Origin of the sequence: Exiguobacterium sp. s193 (genome assembly GCF_018618755.1) — a bacterium.
GTDB lineage: Bacteria > Bacillota > Bacilli > Exiguobacteriales > Exiguobacteriaceae > Exiguobacterium_A.
In genome coordinates, this window is sequence record NZ_JACSMR010000006.1 from 112,010 (window position 1) to 130,537 (window position 18,528).

Sequence of the window (18,528 nt, forward strand, 5' to 3'; positions counted from 1 at the left end):
CCTAATTTCGTTTTAGTTGGGCTGCGAACTGGAAGTTGTTTTTATTCGTATTTTTTATATGATACATCGCTTCATCGGCTCTGATGAGTAAGACGTTCGAACTTTTTCCATCGTTCGGATAAAGTGAAATTCCGATTGAAGGTGTGACGGACATGATTTGATTGTTAATATGAAAAGGTTCATTCAGTGATGCAAGTAACGTCGTTGCAAAGGCAGTCGTTTCTTGTTCATCCCGTAGTAAGAACAAGATGAATTCATCTCCACCAAGCCGGGCAACGAGTTCATCTTGCTGAGTCAACTGTTGCAGACGGTAGGCGGTTTCTTGTAACAGTAAATCACCAGCATCATGTCCGTACGTATCATTAATGGCTTTAAAACCATCTAAATCGACAAACAATAAAGAGCCATATCGGATCGCCGGGAGGAGAGTTTGCAGCTGCTCTTCAAAAAATCGTCGGTTCGGTAAACGGGTCAAGGCATCGTGATTTCCTAACTTTTCTAACCATTGTTCTTGGCGCACATCATCTGTGATATCGGATAAGATGATAAAGACACGTTCTTGGTCGGCGATACAAATCGATGTCATCGTATAAATCAGTTCCTCTTGATCCCGTTGCACATAAAACGTTTTCGATAGGGAAGGGACGCCTTTATTGGCATGTAATGTGTCCATTACTTGTTTGAAAAGATGGGTCTGTTCGTCTGTTAACGGCTTCTCCATCCATCCTTTCCGAATGGCTGCAGGATTTCCGGATAGAATATGACTCGCTTGATTGACTTCAAGCACCATTTGCGGATAGGAGAGGAACAATGCCTTGAACTCCTGTTCACGTAACCGGAGAAGCTCTGTTTTTTGTGACACGATGTTTTCTAAGTTTTCTTGAAGGGACGTTGTTTCTCGCAAAAGACGGATGTTTTCACGGTAGGAAAGAAACTGCCGCGTTAAAAAAAGTAAGAAGGTCGTCGCGATCGTAATGAAGTAAAAACGTGTTGAAACAGGAGAAAAGGTGACATAGGTAATTAAAAGCAGCAATAAGATATATGAAAAAGAAGGACGGAGGATTTGTTCGATGCGAAGCATAAAGTCTTGCTGTTTTTTTATGACTGGTAACTGCCGCGATAATAAGAAGCTGATGAAAAAATAACTACTTAACGGATAGAGCGGTAATAAGAGTGTCGCGTAAACTGTAAAGTCGTTAAATAAAAAACTGTAGAAGAGAAAATTCATGATGCCGAGTAAAAAAGTACCACTCGTCAGAAAAATGAAAGACGTCAAAGATACCTCTTTTTTTAAGCCGGAAGCATACAGTAAAAAGAAAAACAGTGTGAGTAAAATCGTCAGAAAAGCATAAAGCAACCAACTGCTTTGTTGAAGGGGTGTCTTTGTAAATTCAGGAATGAATTGAAAGATCGTAAGGTAACCGACAATCATCGAGACCGTAAAGAGCGTCAAGGAATCAAGAATCAGTAATTTTTGAGAACGTAAATGTTCGAAATCAAGCAACTGATACAAGAAAAAGTTAATCATTAATAAATGAATCGTATATGGAAAATCGAGGGCTACGTTCAAGTTGACGGATGTCAACGAAAAATAGCCGCTAATCAGTGTCCCCAAATCACTAATAAAGTAGGCGGTCATCGCAAGAATCAGCCAAGCTAGCTTTCGTGAGGGTGACCTGCGATAGTATGTAGCGCTAGCTAGTACAATTGCCAAGGAACCAATGGCACTCAAAGTGACAGCGAGTGGAGCGACATATGAATCCGGACTGAGGAATAGAACGGCATATGAGACAACTAAATAAACGATGATTCCTCCTGTCATCCGTTTAAAGACATGTGGCATAAGAAGACCTCCTTTTTCAAAAAAAGTAAGAGAACAATTTGAAATGGAAAACGTTATAGGTTATTACCCTCTATTTAGTAAAAAGTCACCTTTAGAAAAGAAGTAGACAAAAAAACACCCTCTTCCGATAGAAAGAGGGTAGAGAATCAATCAGTACGATTCAGTGTGGTTTTTATCAAAATTAGGCAACGATCCGCATAAGACTGATTATTTTTTGTAGGTTTCGTAGGCTTCAATTTTCTCAGACAAGTAAGACCAATAGTCCATCAGTTGATCGAGGTGGACTTTTCCTTTTTCAATCTTTTGATAGAGCTCGTTGACTTGACCGATGTCGCTACCGGCAGAAGCAAGCTGTTGTTCGAGTTGTTCAAGCTCAGCTTCCGCGTCTTCAATCTGTGTCTCAATCGTTGTCCAGTCTTGCTGTTCCTGATAAGACAATTTTTTCGGGACCTCGATTGGCGGCAACATCTCTTCTTTTACCTCAGTCACGAGAGTTGCTTCGGGTGCATCCTCGTCACGCTGTTCCAAGTAGTCCGTGTACTGCCCATAATAAGAGACGATCGTATTATTCTCGAACGCAAGTAACCGGTCGACGACTCGATCGAGGAAATAACGGTCGTGACTGACCGTTATGACCGTCCCGGGGAAGGACTCGAGATAATCTTCAAGAACCGACAGCGTTTCTGTATCTAAATCATTCGTCGGCTCATCGAGGAATAAGACGTTTGGTTCATCCATCAAGATCGTCAATAATTTAAGTCGGCGCTTTTCGCCACCAGACAATTTACCAATCGGCTTATACTGTGCTTCCGGCTTGAATAAAAATTGTTCAAGCATCTGACTGGCCGTGATTTCCTGACCATCAAGTGTCGTGATCACCTGGGCAATCCGTTCGACTTCATCGATGACACGACGTTCCGGGTGCGTGAACTCGGCGAACTGTCCATAAAAACCGACTTTGACCGTTTCCCCGTGCACGATTTCCCCTTGAGTCGGTTCAAGTTGTTTCGCTAAAATCGATAACAATGTCGATTTCCCGCTCCCATTCCGACCGACGATGCCGTAACGTTCCTTCCGACCAAATAACCAACTGAATGACTGGAACAACGTCCGTTCACCAAACGTATGACCAAGTTCCGTTGCTTCGATGACTTTCTTACCGAGGCGTGTCGAGCCGACTTGTACTTCAAGTGTTGCCTCTTCTTCTTCATAAGAGAGTTCTTGGAGTGCGTCGACTCGCTGAATCCGTGCTTTTTGTTTTGTCGTCCGTGCCTTTGCACCACGACGTAACCATGCCAGTTCGCGGCGTAGGATGTTTTGACGCTTCTCTTCCATTGAAGCCGTCCGTTCACGGCGCTCGGCCCGCTTTTCAAGGAATGATTCATAGTTTCCGACATAAAAATGAGCCGTCCCGTTCGCGATTTCCATCATGTGATTCGTGACGCGGTTCAAGAAGTACCGATCGTGAGTGATTAACAAAATTGCCCCACGGTATTCTCTAATCTGTGACTCGAGCCAAGTAATTGTTTCTGCATCGAGTTCATTCGTCGGCTCATCGAGTAGTAATAAATCAGCTTCGTCGAGTAAAGCTTCTGCCAAGCCGACGCGTTTGCGTTGACCACCTGATAACGAACCGATTTTTGCTTCTAAGTCCGTGATTCCGAGCCGCGTTAAAATCATTTTAAGGCGAGACTCCGTATCCCAGGCATTTGCAGCATCAATTTCTGTTTGGGCATCGATGAAACGCTTAAGTAACGTTTCACTTGTCGGGTCTTGCTCAAGTGCTAGACGGGCCGTTTCGTAATGGCGTAAAGCATTGATCGTTGGTGTGTTTCCGGAGAGAAGTACTTCCATCACCGTTTGATCTTCCGGATAATCGGTTGATTGTGAGAGCAAACGAATCCGGTAGTCGTTTGGATGATGCAGCTCACCGAAGTCAGCGGTCTCTTTTCCTGCTAAAATATGAAGCAGTGTCGATTTTCCCGTGCCGTTGACACCGATGATGCCAATTCGGTCACCGGGCGTGACGGAAAACGTCACATCTTCAAAAACGATTTTATCAGCAAATTCTTTTTTTAATTGATCTACTTTAAGTAGCATGTCAGACTCCTTCTACGATGTGCTTGATTTGTTGTTCAACAGTAGCGACGAGTTCCTTTTGAGTCATCGTCGCGGGGTCGATGGAAGGAAGAATCGTCACATCAACAGTGGCCGGTCGAATTCGTCCGGTCTCTTCCATGACACGGTAGCTTCCTGAAATGGCAATCGGAACGACACGTGCACCACTAGATGTTGCTAGGGTGAAGCTCCCTGCTTTGAACTCGGCAATCGGTCCGCCTTTCGACCGGGTACCTTCCGGGAAGATGATCATCGATTGACCGTCTTTGATGGTTTCGACACCGGCACGAATCGCTTTTAAGGATTGCCGTCGATCTTTTCGGTCAATCATGACACAGCCCATTAAATTCATCCAGACATTGACGATCGGAATTTTATTGACTTCGATTTTCGAAATAAAAGCTTTTGGTTTGTCGATATGCCCAAGCAAAATCGGAATATCAAAATTCCCTTGGTGGTTGGCAATGAAGACGACTGGTTGATCAGATGGAATATTTTCTTCACCTGTCAGGCGGACTTTCACTCCTGCTAAGCGAAGGAGGGAGTTCGCCCATGCGTGCGCTACTTTTTGGGTATAGGCATAGCGTGCTGTATGCGTCCGACGTTTTGCCCCGGGCAAAAATGGTAATGTAAGAGGTAACACTAGTCCAAAGTGAATGAACCAGATAATCGTGCGTAACATGATGACATCAAACTCCTTTTTAACGGTATATTATGATTGTACAAAAAAAGACCAGGTATCGCACCCGGTCTTCATGATTATTCCCAGTAACGAGGCTCGGATTCCTCTTCGCTCTCGCCGAGTTCGAATGTCAGGCGTCTCGTCGTCGGATCAATCGAAAAAGAAGCATTCGTATTATCGATTTGCTTGATTTCCATCGTTTCTTCATCAAGGATTAGCGTCAAGCGGACCTTATCTTCATGATCGACGAGCAGGACACCATCTTCTTTCAGCCACAAGTCGATGACTGGTGAATAACGAAGGGTCCAACCGTTTGCTAATGGTATTTCATTCATAATGGATCGGTTCCTCCTAAAATCATTGAATCATGTTCTTTATTTATCATGCTGTTCTGCACTGGATAATGCAAGTGGCGCGATTGTCTCTTGTTGATCGTAAGACAGATGATAAGACTGCTCACGCTTTTGCATACGGTCAAGTTGTTTTTTGACACGACGGTCTTGCACGTATTCATGGTAGGCATGATAGCTTGTACGGAGCAACTGTCTGAACGAAGAGAGAGACAGACAAATCGATAGCGTAAAGACAAAAATCCCGATCGAATCGGTATAATAACCAGAGGTGAAACTAAGGTATGTACTAATGAGACCTGCAAGCGTCGTAAATAAGTAAAAAGACAAGTAACTTCCTCCTTCATGTCGCGATGCTCATTGCATATATTAAGACAATTCGCTAAGAAGATCGGATTTCCTTTGTTGCCCAGTAAATCTTCGGAAACAAATAAAAAAATCTACACGGAGGGTGTAGATTTTAAGGTGTATCGATTTGTTGAAGCGCAGGTGTCTTCGGTGAGAGGTCAGTACTGTTCGATCCTTCAGCGAAAACGATTCCGATTGTTGCGAGAAATGCGAAAAAAGCGAATACCAATGTTTTTGTAAAGCGTCTTGCGAAAGACCGCGATTGAATGTTATGAAACATGTTTTTCCCCCATATTTACCAAAACTAAACCTTCTTTTTCCTATTCTCTTATCATATCTGTTTTATTCGAAAAAATCATTTAAATCAGATTCGTTCACAAAAATGTCACAAATGTGTCGTTTCATTTGATGACAGGGATAGGCTGAAAAAGAGTATAGTATTGTAGGTGATGAAAAGAACTGACGGTTATCTGAGTGAATCAGCTTAACCAAGTTAATGAAAGGAGATGACCATAAATGGCACTACGCGCAGGACAGGTTGTCACATTAAAAGTAGAACGGGAAGCAGATTTTGGTGTCTTTTTAAGTGATGGTACGGAGGATATCTTACTTCATAAAAATGAACAGACAAAACCGCTTACATTAGAAGAAGAAGTGGAAGTGTTTCTTTATCAGGACAATGAAGGGCGTCTCGCCTCGTCGATGACGATTCCGGAAGCGTCATTTGAAGATTACGTCAAAGCACCGATTAACGGAACGCGTTACAATACGGGTGTTTTTGCGAACATCGGAATTCAAAAGGATGTCCTCGTCTCACTGGACGATCTCCCACAACGCCGGACGTTTTGGCCGGAAGAAGGAGACGAACTGTACATTCGTTTGAAACATGATCAAAAATTACGATTGCTCGGCGATCCGGCACCGTATGCGTATTTCAATCTCAAAGCGAAACCAGCACCGGAAGAGTGGAATAACATGGACGTCGAAGGACTTGTTTTCGCCCAGCGTGATCCGGGTGTTAATGTTTGGGTCAATGATCAAACGATTGGTTTTCTCCATGAACAAGAGATGGAACGGTGGCCGCGTCTCGGAGAAGTTATGAAATTACGGGTGACAAATGTGAAGCCAGATGGTACAGTATTACTTTCAGCAAGACCACGTGCTCACGAGGCAATCGACATCGATGCGGATTTAATCCTGAACCACCTACTTGAACATGGCGGTCAGATGGCGTATGGTGATAAGACACCTCCTGAGACGATTGATGAGGTATTCGGCCTAAGTAAGGCTGCCTTCAAACGTGCTCTAGGTCGATTGTTGAAAGATAAAAAAATAGAAAAACATGAAACGGGTATTCGGCTAACGAAATAATTTAGCCAACTGAACCTACGTTTCGAATAAATAGTTAGGAATTCATCATTTTGGTGGTTGCGGCTGGTTTTAACCGGCGACCATTTCCAAATAAAACCCCATCACTAGTGGGGGCAAGCGGCGCGATTCAAAGCGTTGAACGGTCCGGGCATCATGCCTTTCCCTCGCCCTTATGGCAACGATTATGATGGTGACTTCCCTAAACATTATTATCAGTAGAAATAGCCTCTATCTTTAAGGACGGGCTTCTGCTATAATAGGTAGTCGATTGTATTCGTTACGGTAGCGTCTGTTTAGTGGCAGACGCTTTTCATATGACAAAGGAGAGTATTTAGCATTGACAACATTTCGTGAATTAAATCTTAGTGAGGCACTTATCAAAGGTGTCCTAAAAATGGGCTTTGAAGAAGCAACTCCAATCCAAGCAGAAACAATTCCAGTCGGTCTTAGCGGCGTTGACTTAATCGGTCAAGCACAAACAGGTACTGGTAAAACAGCAGCATTCGGTATTCCGACGATTGAGCGTCTTGACGCAAAATCGCGCCATATCCAAGCGTTGATCCTCGCACCGACTCGTGAACTTGCGATTCAAGTAGCAGAAGAATTGAACCGCATTGGTGAAATGAAACGCGTTCATGCATTGCCAGTATACGGTGGTCAGCAAATCGACCGTCAGATTCGTGCGCTTCGTAAGAACCCACAAATCGTCGTTGCGACACCTGGTCGTCTAATGGACCACATGAACCGTAAAACATTAAACCTTGACCACGTTCAAACCGTCATCTTGGATGAAGCAGATGAAATGTTGAACATGGGCTTCGTGGAAGATATCGAAAAAATCTTAGGTACACTTCCGCCAACTCGTCAAACACTCTTGTTCTCTGCAACGATGCCACCGCAGATTCGTAAAATCGCGGATCGTTTCATGACAACACCAACACACATCAAAGTAAAAGCAAAAGAAATGACAGTCGAAAACATCGACCAATCATTCATCGAACTAAAAGAAAGCCAAAAATTCGATGTGCTTTGCCGCTTGATTGATACAGATTCTCCAGAACTTTCAATCATCTTTGGTCGTACGAAAAAACGTGTTGACGAAATGACGGAAGGACTTATCCAACGTGGATACACGGCGGACGGATTACACGGTGACTTAACACAAGCGAAACGTGACCAAGTCATTCGTCGCTTCAAAAAAGGAACAATCGATATCCTTGTTGCGACAGACGTTGCAGCACGTGGACTTGATATTTCTGGTGTTACACACGTTTACAACTTTGATGTACCACAAGATCCAGAGAGCTACGTTCACCGTATCGGTCGTACGGGACGTGCTGGTAAAACAGGATCAGCAATCACGTTCGTTACACCACGTGAATTTGGTCAAATCAAAACAATCGAACGCGTAACAAACAAAAAAATGTCACGTCGCCATGCACCGACGCTTGACGAAATCTTGGAAGGCAACTTGAAGCTTGCTGCACAAGAACTCATCAAACGTGTAGAAGCGAAAAACTCACAAGAGTATACAACACTCGCTCAAGAACTTCTTGAAGAGTATGAAGCAGTTGAATTAATCGCAGCAGCGCTTAAAGGATTAACGAAAGAGCCGGACGCGACTCCAGTTCAAATTTCGTCAATCGAACCAATCCGTGTCAAACGTTTTGGTAGCAATGGTGGCGGTGGTAACCGTCGTCCTTACGGCAATAAAGGTGGATCAGGTTCTGGTTCTTCTAACCGTGGTGGCGGATACCGTGGCAGCAACCCACGTGGTGGGGAGCGCCGTGAAGGCGGTCGTCCTTCTGAAGGTAACCGTAGCTCATCTTCTTCAGATCGCCGTGAAGGTGGATACGCTGGTCGTAGCAACCGTAGCGAAAGTGATCGTAACCGTGGCGGACGTAAACCACGTTTTGAAAAGTAAGAAGTTGGAACCGATTTGTCACAGACAAGTCGGTTCTTTTTTATGAACTGCCATGATAAAATGAGCAATGAAAGATATAGAGAGGGCTGAATCGTTCGTGTATACCATTTATGCAGTAGCATTCGTTTGTCTGATCGGATTGCTCATCGCGACGAAGAAAATTAGTGAGCAAACGACAAAAGGACACTTTCGTTATATCCCTTTAGCGACGTTATTGTTCGGCGGGATTATCTTTCTCGTCTTGGCGATTGGTAAGGGTGGTGCGACGGGCATTCAATATGGTGTTCTGAGCATCGTCTACTTGACGGCGACGTTTGGGGTCTATTTGTACATTGCGTTAAGAAAAGATACGACGTTATTTTAAAGAAAGGACCTCTCTGATTACAGGGAGGTCCTTTTTTGATAAGATGGAACAAGAGAACAGGGGGGAGAAGAATGGATGCGTTAGAAGTCATTGTTCATCCCGAACAGATTGAGGCGTGGTTCCAACCAATTGTTGGAGCAGCTCCTTTTAAAGTGGAAGGGTATGAAATCCAATCTCATTTTCGCGGCGAGCCGCTGAAACCATTTTTTCAAGAAGATGATGTACCAATCGAGTATCAGTTAGAAGTCATGAGTCATGTCATTCGTCATGCCTTTCAAAAAGTACCGGCAGATGCTCATTCGTTTGTCTTAATCCGTTGTCGTCCTGCCTGGTTGTTCGAAAACGGGGGCGAAGACTTTTTGAACATCTTACGGGACGCGCAAATCGATTTTCCGGAAGACCGGTTATATATCACACTAACCGATGTCCAAGTGGATGATTTTGATCGACTCGGACGGATCGTCGCATACTATCAAAATTCAGGTTTAAAAGTTGCACTTGATCGTGCGGAAGCGACGAGCTTAGAACGGGTTTTTGCCATGTCGCCGGACATGCTGATTGTCGATTTATCCTCGATGATTGAAAAAAAGACCGTCTCAGCAAGCTATCCACACCTATTACAAACAATGGAACACTTATGTGATCAGCTCGGAGCCCCGCTTCTTTACAAAAATATCAGCCATCTCGGTCAACTTCGGTATGCTTGGCAACATGGTGGACGCTATTATATGGGAACGCTACTCGGTGAAACGACACCTGACTGGGTGACAACATGCCCTGGCATGGAAATATTATTACACGAAGTGCCGATGTTCTACAAATACGACCGGGAACAAATGAATCGGTTATTCCAGCTCGAGCAAGACTGGACGGTCCGGTTTAATGAATATTGTCAGTCGTTAAAAGCAGATGAGCCACTGGATGATTGGTTGATGCGGCTCGCCCGAAAGATGGAGCCGGAATTCATTCGTTTCTACATTACGGATGCGAACGGGTTTCAAAAATCATCAAACATTAGTAAAAAAAGTGGTGAATGGAAAACATACGCGTTCTATAAGGGATACAATTGGAGTTTTCGACCGTATTTCATTCGGACAACGGTCGCGATGGAACGACGGAACACGGGCTATTTGTCTGACCGGTACGTCGATTTTAGTTCAAGTGAACAAACGCGAACGTTCAGTATGCCGCTAAATAATGGGATGTTCTTATTTGCTGATATTTCAGCAAGTTATTTATATCAAGAACGGTTAAGTGAATAAGGAGGAAATGAAACATGTTGGATTATAATTATGATGCACTACGTGAGATTGGGCGAATCGTCGCCATCGCACGCGATGAAATGGCAGATGCCGTCAAACCGGGGATTACGACGAAGGAACTAGATGACATCGGGGCACGCATCTTGAAGGAACACGGGGCGGAATCAGCACCAATCGTTATGTATGATTTCCCTGGAGCGACATGTATCAGTGTCAATGAAGTCGCAGCTCACGGGATTCCGGGTGCATATGTCATTCAAGAAGGAGACATCGTCAACGTCGATGTCTCGGCAGTCAAAGACGGCTACTATTCAGATACAGGTAAAACGGTGATTGCGGGCGAAGCGAAGCGTCCTGAACATGTCCGACTGGTCGAAGTGTCCTTGTCGGCCCTTGAAAAAGGACTTGAAAAAGTCAAAGCTGGTACGAAAGTCAATCAAATCGGGAAAGCAATCTATGCGGAAACACGCAAAAATGGCTTTACGGTCATTCGGAATTTAGCCGGTCACGGATTAGGAAAAACGTTGCACGGTGAACCAGAATCGATTTCGAATTATTTCAACCGGGAAGAAAATGATTTGTTGAAAGAAGGACAAGTCATCGCAGTTGAAACGTTTATTTCGACGAGCGACGAATTTTGTATGGAAGATGAAAAGGATGGCTGGACACTGTATACACCAAACAAAAGTCTGGTCTCGCAGTTCGAACATAGTGTCGTCGTCTTGAAGGATGGATACGAAATCTTGACGAAGGCAGACTAAAAAAAGCGTCGTTCCGTAAAGGGACGGCGCTTTTAGAATGTAGACAAACTCTGGTTAAGCGTGAACATGCAATCCGTTCGTGCGTCCCTGTCTCGCCTCGTTTTCAAAGTGGCAACCGTCTGCATGCCGGGATTTGCCTCGCCCGAGGAAAGCAACGAAAAGGTAGAAGATTTTTTTGACAGATATGACTTCTCCATGCCGTCAAAGAACGAGTTTAGACTGGGTAAGTCGTCCTAACCGCTCGAGTGAGACCTCGTGTTCAGCATATCGAATTTGACCGTTCTCAATCCGATAGTCAACTTCAAGGAGATCTTCGACGAAATAGTGATCGGTTCCAGCCATGTCAATCGGATAAGCAAGACCGGGTAACGTAGCAAACGCCAGCGTCTGGCGACGGCCGATGCCACTCTCAAACATTCCGCCGAGCCAATACGTCGCTTTTTCCCGAATCGTTAAGGCATTCGTCAATCCACCGACGCGTGCCGGCTTGATATTGATGATTTGACCTGCATGGAGTGAGTGCATTAAATCAGCGTCAGCCGCGGTTTCGATCGACTCGTCCAAACAAATTGGGGTTGAGAGGAGTGACGCGGCATATTGATGCGTCAACCAATCATTTGCCCGGAATGGTTGCTCCATCATGAGTAATCCATACTGATCCCAGTCCTGTAAAAGGCGTATATCTGAACGGGTGAAACTTCCGTTGGCATCAAACATTAAAGGCGCATCAGGGAATTGTTTTCGGACGTGCGCCAAGATGGAAGTGTCCGTCGGGGCTAGCTTTAGCTTGATGCGCTGAAAACCTTCCTGTAAGGCGTTTTCAACGGCGTGTGTTGTCTCGATTGCCCCGGCTCGACCAAGTGCCTTTCCACACGCGATAGCTTGTTTCTCGTCACCCCCGAGATACGTGGCAAGCGTTTGGTTACTTGCGTTGGCAAACAATTCATAGACAGCTCCGTCGAACATCGCTTTGGCCATCTGGTTTCCCTGAATCGGTTGGAAGCGTGTGGTGACTTCTGACGGATGATTGAGCGGTGCTTGAAGCAAGCGATAGAGGATGGGGGCCAAAGCATGAATCGAATCTTGTGTCTCCGCGGTATACCAAGGTGTCTCAAAGGCGACACCTTCCCCGTAGCCGATGTTGCCTTCTGTGTCCGTCAATCGAAGAATCGTCGTCCGGCGATCGCTTAAAGTAGTGAGTGCCGTTTTCATCGGCTGACGGAATCTTAATCGGACATCAAACAATTCTGCGCTTCGAAGTGTGATTGTCATAGCAATTCCTTCAGTTGGTGGCGTAATAGTTTTCCATTCGCATTACGCGGCAACGCATCACGATACACGTAAGTGACTGGGCATTTATATTTGGCGAGCAGCTGACTGATCGATTGACGGACGGTTGATTCTTCAACAGCGCTGACGATGAAAGCGACCGGTACCTGCCCCCACGTCGCATCAAAGCGACCGACGACACCGGCCTCTTTGACACCATCAATCGAGAGCAGGGCAGATTCGACTTCAGCCGGATAGACGTTTTCGCCGCCTGAAATGATTAAATCACTCCGGCGATCGAGAACATATAAAAAGCCTTCTTCATCTAGCCGGCCAAGGTCACCCGTCTTGAAGTAACCGTCAGCGGTAAAGGAGTCGGCAGTCGCTTGTTCATTCGCGAAATATCCGTTCATGACGGTCGGTCCTTTGACTTCGATTTCCTGATGACGCGTGATGCGGATATCAGTCGGAGCAATCGCTTGACCGGCTGAACCAATCTTTCGTAACGCGTCTGCCGGTAACAGGGTCGCGATTTGTGAGGCGGTTTCAGTCATCCCGTACGTCTGCATGACAGGAATCTCTCGATCGAGCGCGCGAGTCAAAATCGGTAAAGGGACAGGCCCGCCGCCCGTCAAAACGACACGTAAATCATAGCGACGTAATCCTGCTTCAAGCAGGCGGTCTAACATCACAGAAACAAGAGAAACATGTGTAATCCGTTCGTTTTTAATCCACTCAATCGTTTTTGTCGGAGAAAAATGAGGCTCAAGAACGATGGGCGCACCATAAATGACGGCGCGGTAGACGACAGCCAGACCACTCATATGAAACAGTGGCGTGACAATCAGGAAGCGGTCGTCAGGTGAAGAACCGATATGCCGTGCCGCATTCATCGCACTCGAAAAATGATTCAGCATCGTCTGTTCGACGGCTTTGGCTCGTCCGGTCGTCCCGCTCGTAAAGAGCATCGATTGAACATACTGTTTGGGCATATGACGGACGATGATGTCCGGCGCCGTATTCGAATACATGAAGGGCAAAACGTTGATGTCCGTATCCAGTGTCCGGTCGGAAATGACATACTTGACTTGTGCTTGTTTTAATTGCGTATTCAATTCAAATTGACTCAATCGGATATTGATCGGGACAATCGTTAATTCAAGCAATTGTGCCGCGTGGATGGCGACGATGTAAGACTTGCTTGCAGGTCCATAAAGTGCAATCCGGTCACCGCGCGACAGGTGGATTGCCCATGCGCTCGCGAGTTTATGGGCTAACGTATACAAGTCATGCCAGGTCAGGCGTTCCTGTTCAGTGATGAGAGCTAAATCAGTTGGTTGCTCTTTAGCGCGTGTGTAAATCCAAGGGTACACCGAAAATCACATCCTCTTTCCTTAGAAATGATACGAAAAAGGTTCAAACGTCTCACGACATTGAACCTTTTTTCGTATTATGGGAAACGTGGGAATTGACCGAAGTCAGGATCACGTTTTTCTTTGAAGGCATCGCGTCCTTCTTTTGCTTCGTCTGTTGTGTAATAGAGTAATGTTGCATCTCCAGCAAGTTGCTGAATTCCAGCAAGACCATCCGAGTCTGCATTAAGTGCTCCTTTTAAGAAACGAAGAGCAGTTGGTGAATGTTGAAGAATCTCAGAACACCATTGGATTGTTTCTTGCTCAAGATCAGCAAGTGGGACGACCGTGTTGATGAGTCCCATGTCGAGTGCTTCTTGAGCACCGTACTGGCGACAGAGGAACCAAATTTCACGCGCTTTTTTATGGCCGACGACGCGTGCCAAGTAACCAGAACCATATCCTGCATCAAATGAGCCAACTTTAGGACCAGTTTGTCCAAACTTCGCATTATCAGCAGCAATCGTTAAGTCACAGACTAAATGTAAGACGTGTCCGCCACCGATTGCATAACCAGCGACCATTGCGATGACTGGTTTTGGGATAACACGAATCAAACGTTGAAGGTCAAGAACGTTCAAGCGTGGGATTTCATCTTCACCGACGTAACCACCATGTCCGCGAACTTTTTGGTCTCCACCTGAACAGAAAGCGAGATCGCCTTCACCTGTTAGGATGATGACACCGACGTTTTGGTCGTCACGCGCACGTGAGAACGCATCGATTAATTCGTGGACCGTATGTGGACGGAACGCGTTGCGCACTTCCGGACGGTTGATCGTAATTTTAGCAATCCCGTTCCATTTTTCGTATTTAATGTCTTCATAACTACGGACTGCTGCCCATTCTGGAGCGTACTTCATCTAAATTCCCCCGTTTTCTTAAGTTAAGAGTAGTTTCTCTACCATTGTAACAAACTTTTCCGGTTGGTCGATATGTGGGGCATGCGTTGCATGCGAAATCTGGTGGATTTTTTCGGGATCCGCCGCTTGTTGCGCAATCTTTTTAAATTTTTCATCGTCTTCCCCGACAATCCATTCAATCGACAGGTCTTGAAGACAGGACCATAAAGACGGCATGTTGCCTGTTCCTTGTGCGGCGAGGGAAGCGGCTAATCCCTCTGCCGATTGGGACAGGCGCTCCGACCGGATTTGTTGTTGCGTCTCTAACGGTAATTGCCGCTGGCTTGTGAACAACGGTAACGCTTCCCAGTGCCGGACGAATGCCTCGAGTCCGTCTTCAAGCAACATCTGTTGTAAAAGGCGGTCTTGGACACGCCGGGCGCGGCGCTCGTCTGCTGTCCGTAAACCAGGTGTCGTACTGACGGCAATCGTCTTTTGGACTTGTGGCGAGCAGGCTGCGAGCATCAAGGCAATCCGTCCACCCATCGAGTAACCTAACACGGTCCATCGTTCATTTCGTGACGCAAGCAAAGCTTGCAAGTCTTTGACTTGTTCCGTCAATCGCATCCGCTGATACGCAGCAGGCGGTGTCTTTCCATGGGCAAGCAAGTCAATCCGGTAGACGGTGTAGGTTTCTTTGAGGCGTGCGCTGAGCGTCGTCCATGTCCCGCTGCTACCGGTAAATCCATGCAGTAACAACAATGGAGGACCTTGTCCTTCGACTTCGAGATGGTAGTCATGGTCACGTAACTTCATTGGAAATACTCTGTGAGCGCATGATTCGTCTGTTCCCAAATCGCACGGTGCTTCAAGACGTTTGTCGCACGATCTGTTCGAATTTCGAGAATGCGTGTGACGTTCGTCGATTCCGCCAACCGGGTTTTCAGTTCGGCAATCGATGTGACGACGTGATGGGTGACGCCATAACCGGCCGCGATATGGCTGAAATCAAGATGCTGGGCTGTTCCGAATAACGGTTCGAAGACGTCCGCTTCCAGCTGTTGCTGCTGTGGCAGGAAATTGAAAATGCCACCGCCAGTATTGTTGATGAGTAAGATGGTAATCGGATGAGTCCGTGCCATCATCAAGCCATTGACATCATGAATAAACGCGAGGTCACCGACGAGCAAATACCGTTCCTCTGCATCATATGTCGCACCAACTGCGCTCGATAAAATTCCATCAATCCCATTCGCACCCCGGTTCGCAAGGAGACGAAGTGGTGTGCCTGTTGGTAAAAACGTATCGATGTCGCGAATCGGCATGCTGTTTGAGACGAATAAGCTGCCTGCTTTCAATGTGTTCAAAGCACGAACGACGTTATATTCCGTCAAGTCGTTTTGGTCGAGTGAAGCGAAAACGTTCGTGACGGTTTCTTCGGCAACTTGAATCGTTTTGAGATAAGCAGAGTCATGCTCGGTCACAGGCATCTTCAGGAGCTGGCTCGGGTGGCCCGCCAACAGAGTCGTATGCAGTTGCGGAGCACGCCAATTTGCCGCATGACCGATGACGGTCGTCGGGATATCATGTGACCAAAGCAAATACGGTTTTGATGTCGGCATTGCTCCGAACCGTACGATATGATCGGGTTTGGCTGCTGCTTTGACCGCCTCATGTTTCAGCCACGTATCGTAGTAGGCGAAGACCGTGTCTGTTTTGTGCTGGCGCCCTTGACTCAGCGGGTCCGCTAAAACGGGAATGCGGGAATGGTGCGCATAGTCTAAAATAATTTTTGTGTCGATCGCTGAAAGTTGTGGTCCGATGACAATCAAAAGACGCTTCACGGAGAGCAACGACAAGAGTTCCTCCGTCGTCGCCTGCCCGGCAAAGCGAGGTAATGTTCCGACGGGTCGGCCAGTCCGTAACGAATCAAGTTCTGGAATCAACGGTTCACGAAGTGGCACGTTGATATGGACCGGTCCGGCTGGTTCAGTCATTGCTAACAGGACGGACCGTGCCGCGACATGAGCGACGTAAGGTAGACTCTGTTCCTCGGGTAACGGAAGGTCGAACGCATGGCGAACTTGTTTTCCGTAAAGACCGACTTGGTCGATGACTTGTGGTGCACCGACTCCACGCAATTCATGTGGTCGGTCAGCTGTCAAAACGATCAAGGGGAGTTCGAAAATATTGGCTTCCGTGATGGCAGAAAAATAATTCGTCGCTGCCGTCCCACTTGTACAAATCAGAACGACCGGACGTGTCTGTTCTTCCGTCCTTGTTAATCCTAAAGCAAAAAAACTAGCCGACCGTTCGTCGACGATGACGTGGGTACGGCTAGACGGGTGAAGAAATGCGGCAATCGCAAGTGGGGTGGAACGAGAGCCGGGACTGATCACGAAATCTCGAACCCCACTCGCGACGAGCGTATCAATCAATGTATGCATCCATTTAGTCAACATAAACATCATCCTTTTCTAACGTGCACAGATGTGAAAGAGCTTGCAGCATCGGTGAGAGTTTGGTTTCCGTCTCTTCTAGTTCGCTTGTCAATTGCGATCCTTCGACGAGTCCGCAACCGGCATAAAGAATTGCCGAGCGCTCCGTGAAAAGACCCGACCGGATAGCGACGATGAATTCACCGTTATCTTGACCGTCCATCCACCCGACAGGAGAACCGTACCAACCGCGTTCGAACGTTTCAATCTCGCGGATGGCTTTGACTGCTTCAAGTTTCGGTTCGCCACCTAAAGCAGGCGTCGGATGAAGTTTTTCGATGATTTGCAACAATGTCACGTCCGGTGCCAGTGTTGCAGTGATTGGTGTATACAGGTGCTGGATATGTCGATTCTTAAGCAACATCGGTTGATCCGGCTTCTCGATTCGAGTCGATAAATCGTTTAACGTACTCGTGATGGAGTCAACGACGATTGAATGTTCAACACGATTCTTTTTGTCTTCGAGCAACTCGAGACCAAGTGCGTCATCGGTCTGTTCGACTGCGTGGCGCGGAGCGGAACCGGCGACGGCCGCTGTTTTGATTTGATTTCCTTCTTTTAAGACAAGTCGCTCAGGTGTAGCCCCGAGGAAGGCCTCGTCTACATTCGGCTGGAAGAAGAAAACATAACTTCCCGGTTGCGACCGTTCGAGTTCACGGACGAGTCCGGCAAGGTCGACGGCCTGATCCATTTCGTACACGACTTCCCGAGCCAACACGATTTTTTTTAACGATGTTTTTAAAAGTTGTGTCGCTTGATGGAAAGACGCTTCAAAAGCCTCATTCCCGTCGCGCGTCATGCGGATCCGGGTCACGAAACGATTTGCTTTTGGTTGGTGTAACTCAGCGTAATCAGAAGCGAGTTGATTGAGTGTTTGTTCAGCGTTTGACTGAGGATCGATGGTCGCAAATAATGTAACGGTCGTCCGGCCGTCCCGTTCTAAGAACAGAAATTTCGGAACCGTCATCGAGGCTTCTCCGAAGGAAGACCACCGATAATCGGGTGCTTTAAGTTCACTGAACGAAAAACCACAAAAAACAAATAAATCATCACCTACATGATCACGGTTGAGATTCGCCCATTTCGATTGAATCCGTAAAAAGCGATCGTGTCCTGACGTGTTTAACTGTTTCGCAATACCGAAGCCGATGGCACGCATCGATCGGTCGGGTGTCGTAAAGTAATAACGTTCTGTTGTTCCGTGCGTCAATGAATTGACGTCTTGCGCTTCGATTTCCCATGAATAAGAAGCGATTATAGGGCGCTGGTATGCGTTCGCATGACCAACGGCCTGTTCAATACGTTGTTTAAGCTCTTGTTGAGCGTAAGCCATACCGCTCATTGCCCCCTAGTCTGTAGATACTGTGATACGTTTCACTTAATCTAAGTGTAAACTTTTTGTTGAAAAAAAAGAAGGAATAAGCTATCTTTCATTGAGCATTGACAGCAAAAAACGAAACCCGATACACTTAGACGGGAAAGGG

Annotated in this window: 17 protein-coding genes; 5 read left to right on the top strand and 12 right to left on the bottom strand. The window is 46.4% G+C overall.

Annotated elements, in window-relative coordinates:
• Position 1 precedes the first annotated feature (1 nt).
• The 6 genes from KNQ04_RS09545 to KNQ04_RS09570 form a co-directional block, all read right to left on the bottom strand.
• A complete protein-coding gene (locus KNQ04_RS09545) occupies positions 2–1,843 on the bottom strand; it encodes a GGDEF domain-containing protein (protein WP_214850025.1) in 1,842 nt (613 codons plus the stop codon).
• A 207-nt stretch (positions 1,844–2,050) separates the two neighbouring features.
• Positions 2,051–3,943: an ABC-F family ATP-binding cassette domain-containing protein gene (locus tag KNQ04_RS09550; RefSeq protein ID WP_214850027.1), complete on the bottom strand. Its 1,893-nt coding sequence runs from the start codon at positions 3,941–3,943 to the stop codon at positions 2,051–2,053.
• Position 3,944: 1 nt separating this feature from the next.
• The gene (locus tag KNQ04_RS09555) at positions 3,945–4,643 is read right to left on the bottom strand and encodes a lysophospholipid acyltransferase family protein (protein ID WP_214850030.1); all 699 of its coding nucleotides are present in this window, start codon (positions 4,641–4,643) and stop codon (positions 3,945–3,947) included.
• A 77-nt stretch (positions 4,644–4,720) separates the two neighbouring features.
• Positions 4,721–4,978 carry a hypothetical protein gene (locus KNQ04_RS09560; protein ID WP_214850032.1) on the bottom strand — a complete coding sequence of 86 codons (258 nt, stop codon included), beginning with the start codon at positions 4,976–4,978 and terminating at the stop codon, positions 4,721–4,723.
• Between the two features lie 39 nt (positions 4,979–5,017).
• Positions 5,018–5,323: a hypothetical protein gene (locus tag KNQ04_RS09565; RefSeq protein WP_214850034.1), complete on the bottom strand. Its 306-nt coding sequence runs from the start codon at positions 5,321–5,323 to the stop codon at positions 5,018–5,020.
• A 130-nt stretch (positions 5,324–5,453) separates the two neighbouring features.
• Positions 5,454–5,621, bottom strand: a complete 168-nt coding sequence (locus tag KNQ04_RS09570) for a hypothetical protein (RefSeq protein WP_214850036.1) — start codon at positions 5,619–5,621, stop codon at positions 5,454–5,456.
• A 236-nt stretch (positions 5,622–5,857) separates the two neighbouring features.
• Here KNQ04_RS09570 and KNQ04_RS09575 point away from each other — a divergent pair, with 236 nt between their 5' ends.
• The 5 genes from KNQ04_RS09575 to map all read left to right on the top strand — a co-directional run bounded on the left by KNQ04_RS09575 (position 5,858) and on the right by map (position 11,023).
• Complete coding sequence (locus tag KNQ04_RS09575) at positions 5,858–6,712, top strand: S1-like domain-containing RNA-binding protein (protein ID WP_214850038.1); 855 nt, start codon at positions 5,858–5,860, stop codon at positions 6,710–6,712.
• 337 nt (positions 6,713–7,049) lie between these two features.
• Complete coding sequence (gene cshA / locus KNQ04_RS09580; protein ID WP_088836404.1) at positions 7,050–8,636, top strand: degradosome RNA helicase CshA; 1,587 nt, start codon at positions 7,050–7,052, stop codon at positions 8,634–8,636.
• A 97-nt stretch (positions 8,637–8,733) separates the two neighbouring features.
• Positions 8,734–9,000 carry a hypothetical protein gene (locus KNQ04_RS09585; RefSeq protein WP_214850040.1) on the top strand — a complete coding sequence of 89 codons (267 nt, stop codon included), beginning with the start codon at positions 8,734–8,736 and terminating at the stop codon, positions 8,998–9,000.
• Between the two features lie 71 nt (positions 9,001–9,071).
• A complete protein-coding gene (locus KNQ04_RS09590; RefSeq protein WP_214850044.1) occupies positions 9,072–10,262 on the top strand; it encodes an EAL-associated domain-containing protein in 1,191 nt (396 codons plus the stop codon).
• 14 nt (positions 10,263–10,276) lie between these two features.
• Positions 10,277–11,023: a type I methionyl aminopeptidase gene (gene map, locus KNQ04_RS09595; protein ID WP_214850047.1), complete on the top strand. Its 747-nt coding sequence runs from the start codon at positions 10,277–10,279 to the stop codon at positions 11,021–11,023.
• A gap of 201 nt (positions 11,024–11,224) precedes the next feature.
• On the opposite strand, the gene menC is transcribed toward map, so the two are convergent.
• From menC to KNQ04_RS09625, 6 genes are all read right to left on the bottom strand, one after another.
• Positions 11,225–12,295, bottom strand: coding sequence for an o-succinylbenzoate synthase (gene menC / locus KNQ04_RS09600; protein ID WP_214850049.1), 1,071 nt, complete (start codon positions 12,293–12,295; stop codon positions 11,225–11,227).
• Positions 12,292–13,665 (bottom strand): o-succinylbenzoate--CoA ligase, encoded by a 1,374-nt coding sequence (gene menE, locus KNQ04_RS09605; RefSeq protein ID WP_214850051.1) that lies wholly within the window; start codon positions 13,663–13,665, stop codon positions 12,292–12,294. The genes menC and menE overlap by 4 nt, the downstream gene beginning before the upstream one ends.
• A 77-nt stretch (positions 13,666–13,742) precedes the next feature.
• Positions 13,743–14,567: a 1,4-dihydroxy-2-naphthoyl-CoA synthase gene (menB, locus tag KNQ04_RS09610; RefSeq protein WP_029332747.1), complete on the bottom strand. Its 825-nt coding sequence runs from the start codon at positions 14,565–14,567 to the stop codon at positions 13,743–13,745.
• An 18-nt stretch (positions 14,568–14,585) separates the two neighbouring features.
• Positions 14,586–15,362: a 2-succinyl-6-hydroxy-2,4-cyclohexadiene-1-carboxylate synthase gene (gene menH, locus KNQ04_RS09615; protein ID WP_214850053.1), complete on the bottom strand. Its 777-nt coding sequence runs from the start codon at positions 15,360–15,362 to the stop codon at positions 14,586–14,588.
• On the bottom strand, positions 15,359–17,008 hold the full coding sequence (menD, locus tag KNQ04_RS09620) for a 2-succinyl-5-enolpyruvyl-6-hydroxy-3-cyclohexene-1-carboxylic-acid synthase (RefSeq protein WP_214850055.1): 1,650 nt from the start codon (positions 17,006–17,008) through the stop codon (positions 15,359–15,361). The genes menH and menD overlap by 4 nt, the downstream gene beginning before the upstream one ends.
• Positions 16,998–18,377: an isochorismate synthase gene (locus tag KNQ04_RS09625; RefSeq protein ID WP_214850057.1), complete on the bottom strand. Its 1,380-nt coding sequence runs from the start codon at positions 18,375–18,377 to the stop codon at positions 16,998–17,000. The genes menD and KNQ04_RS09625 overlap by 11 nt, the downstream gene beginning before the upstream one ends.
• Between the last annotated feature and the right edge of the window lie 151 nt (positions 18,378–18,528).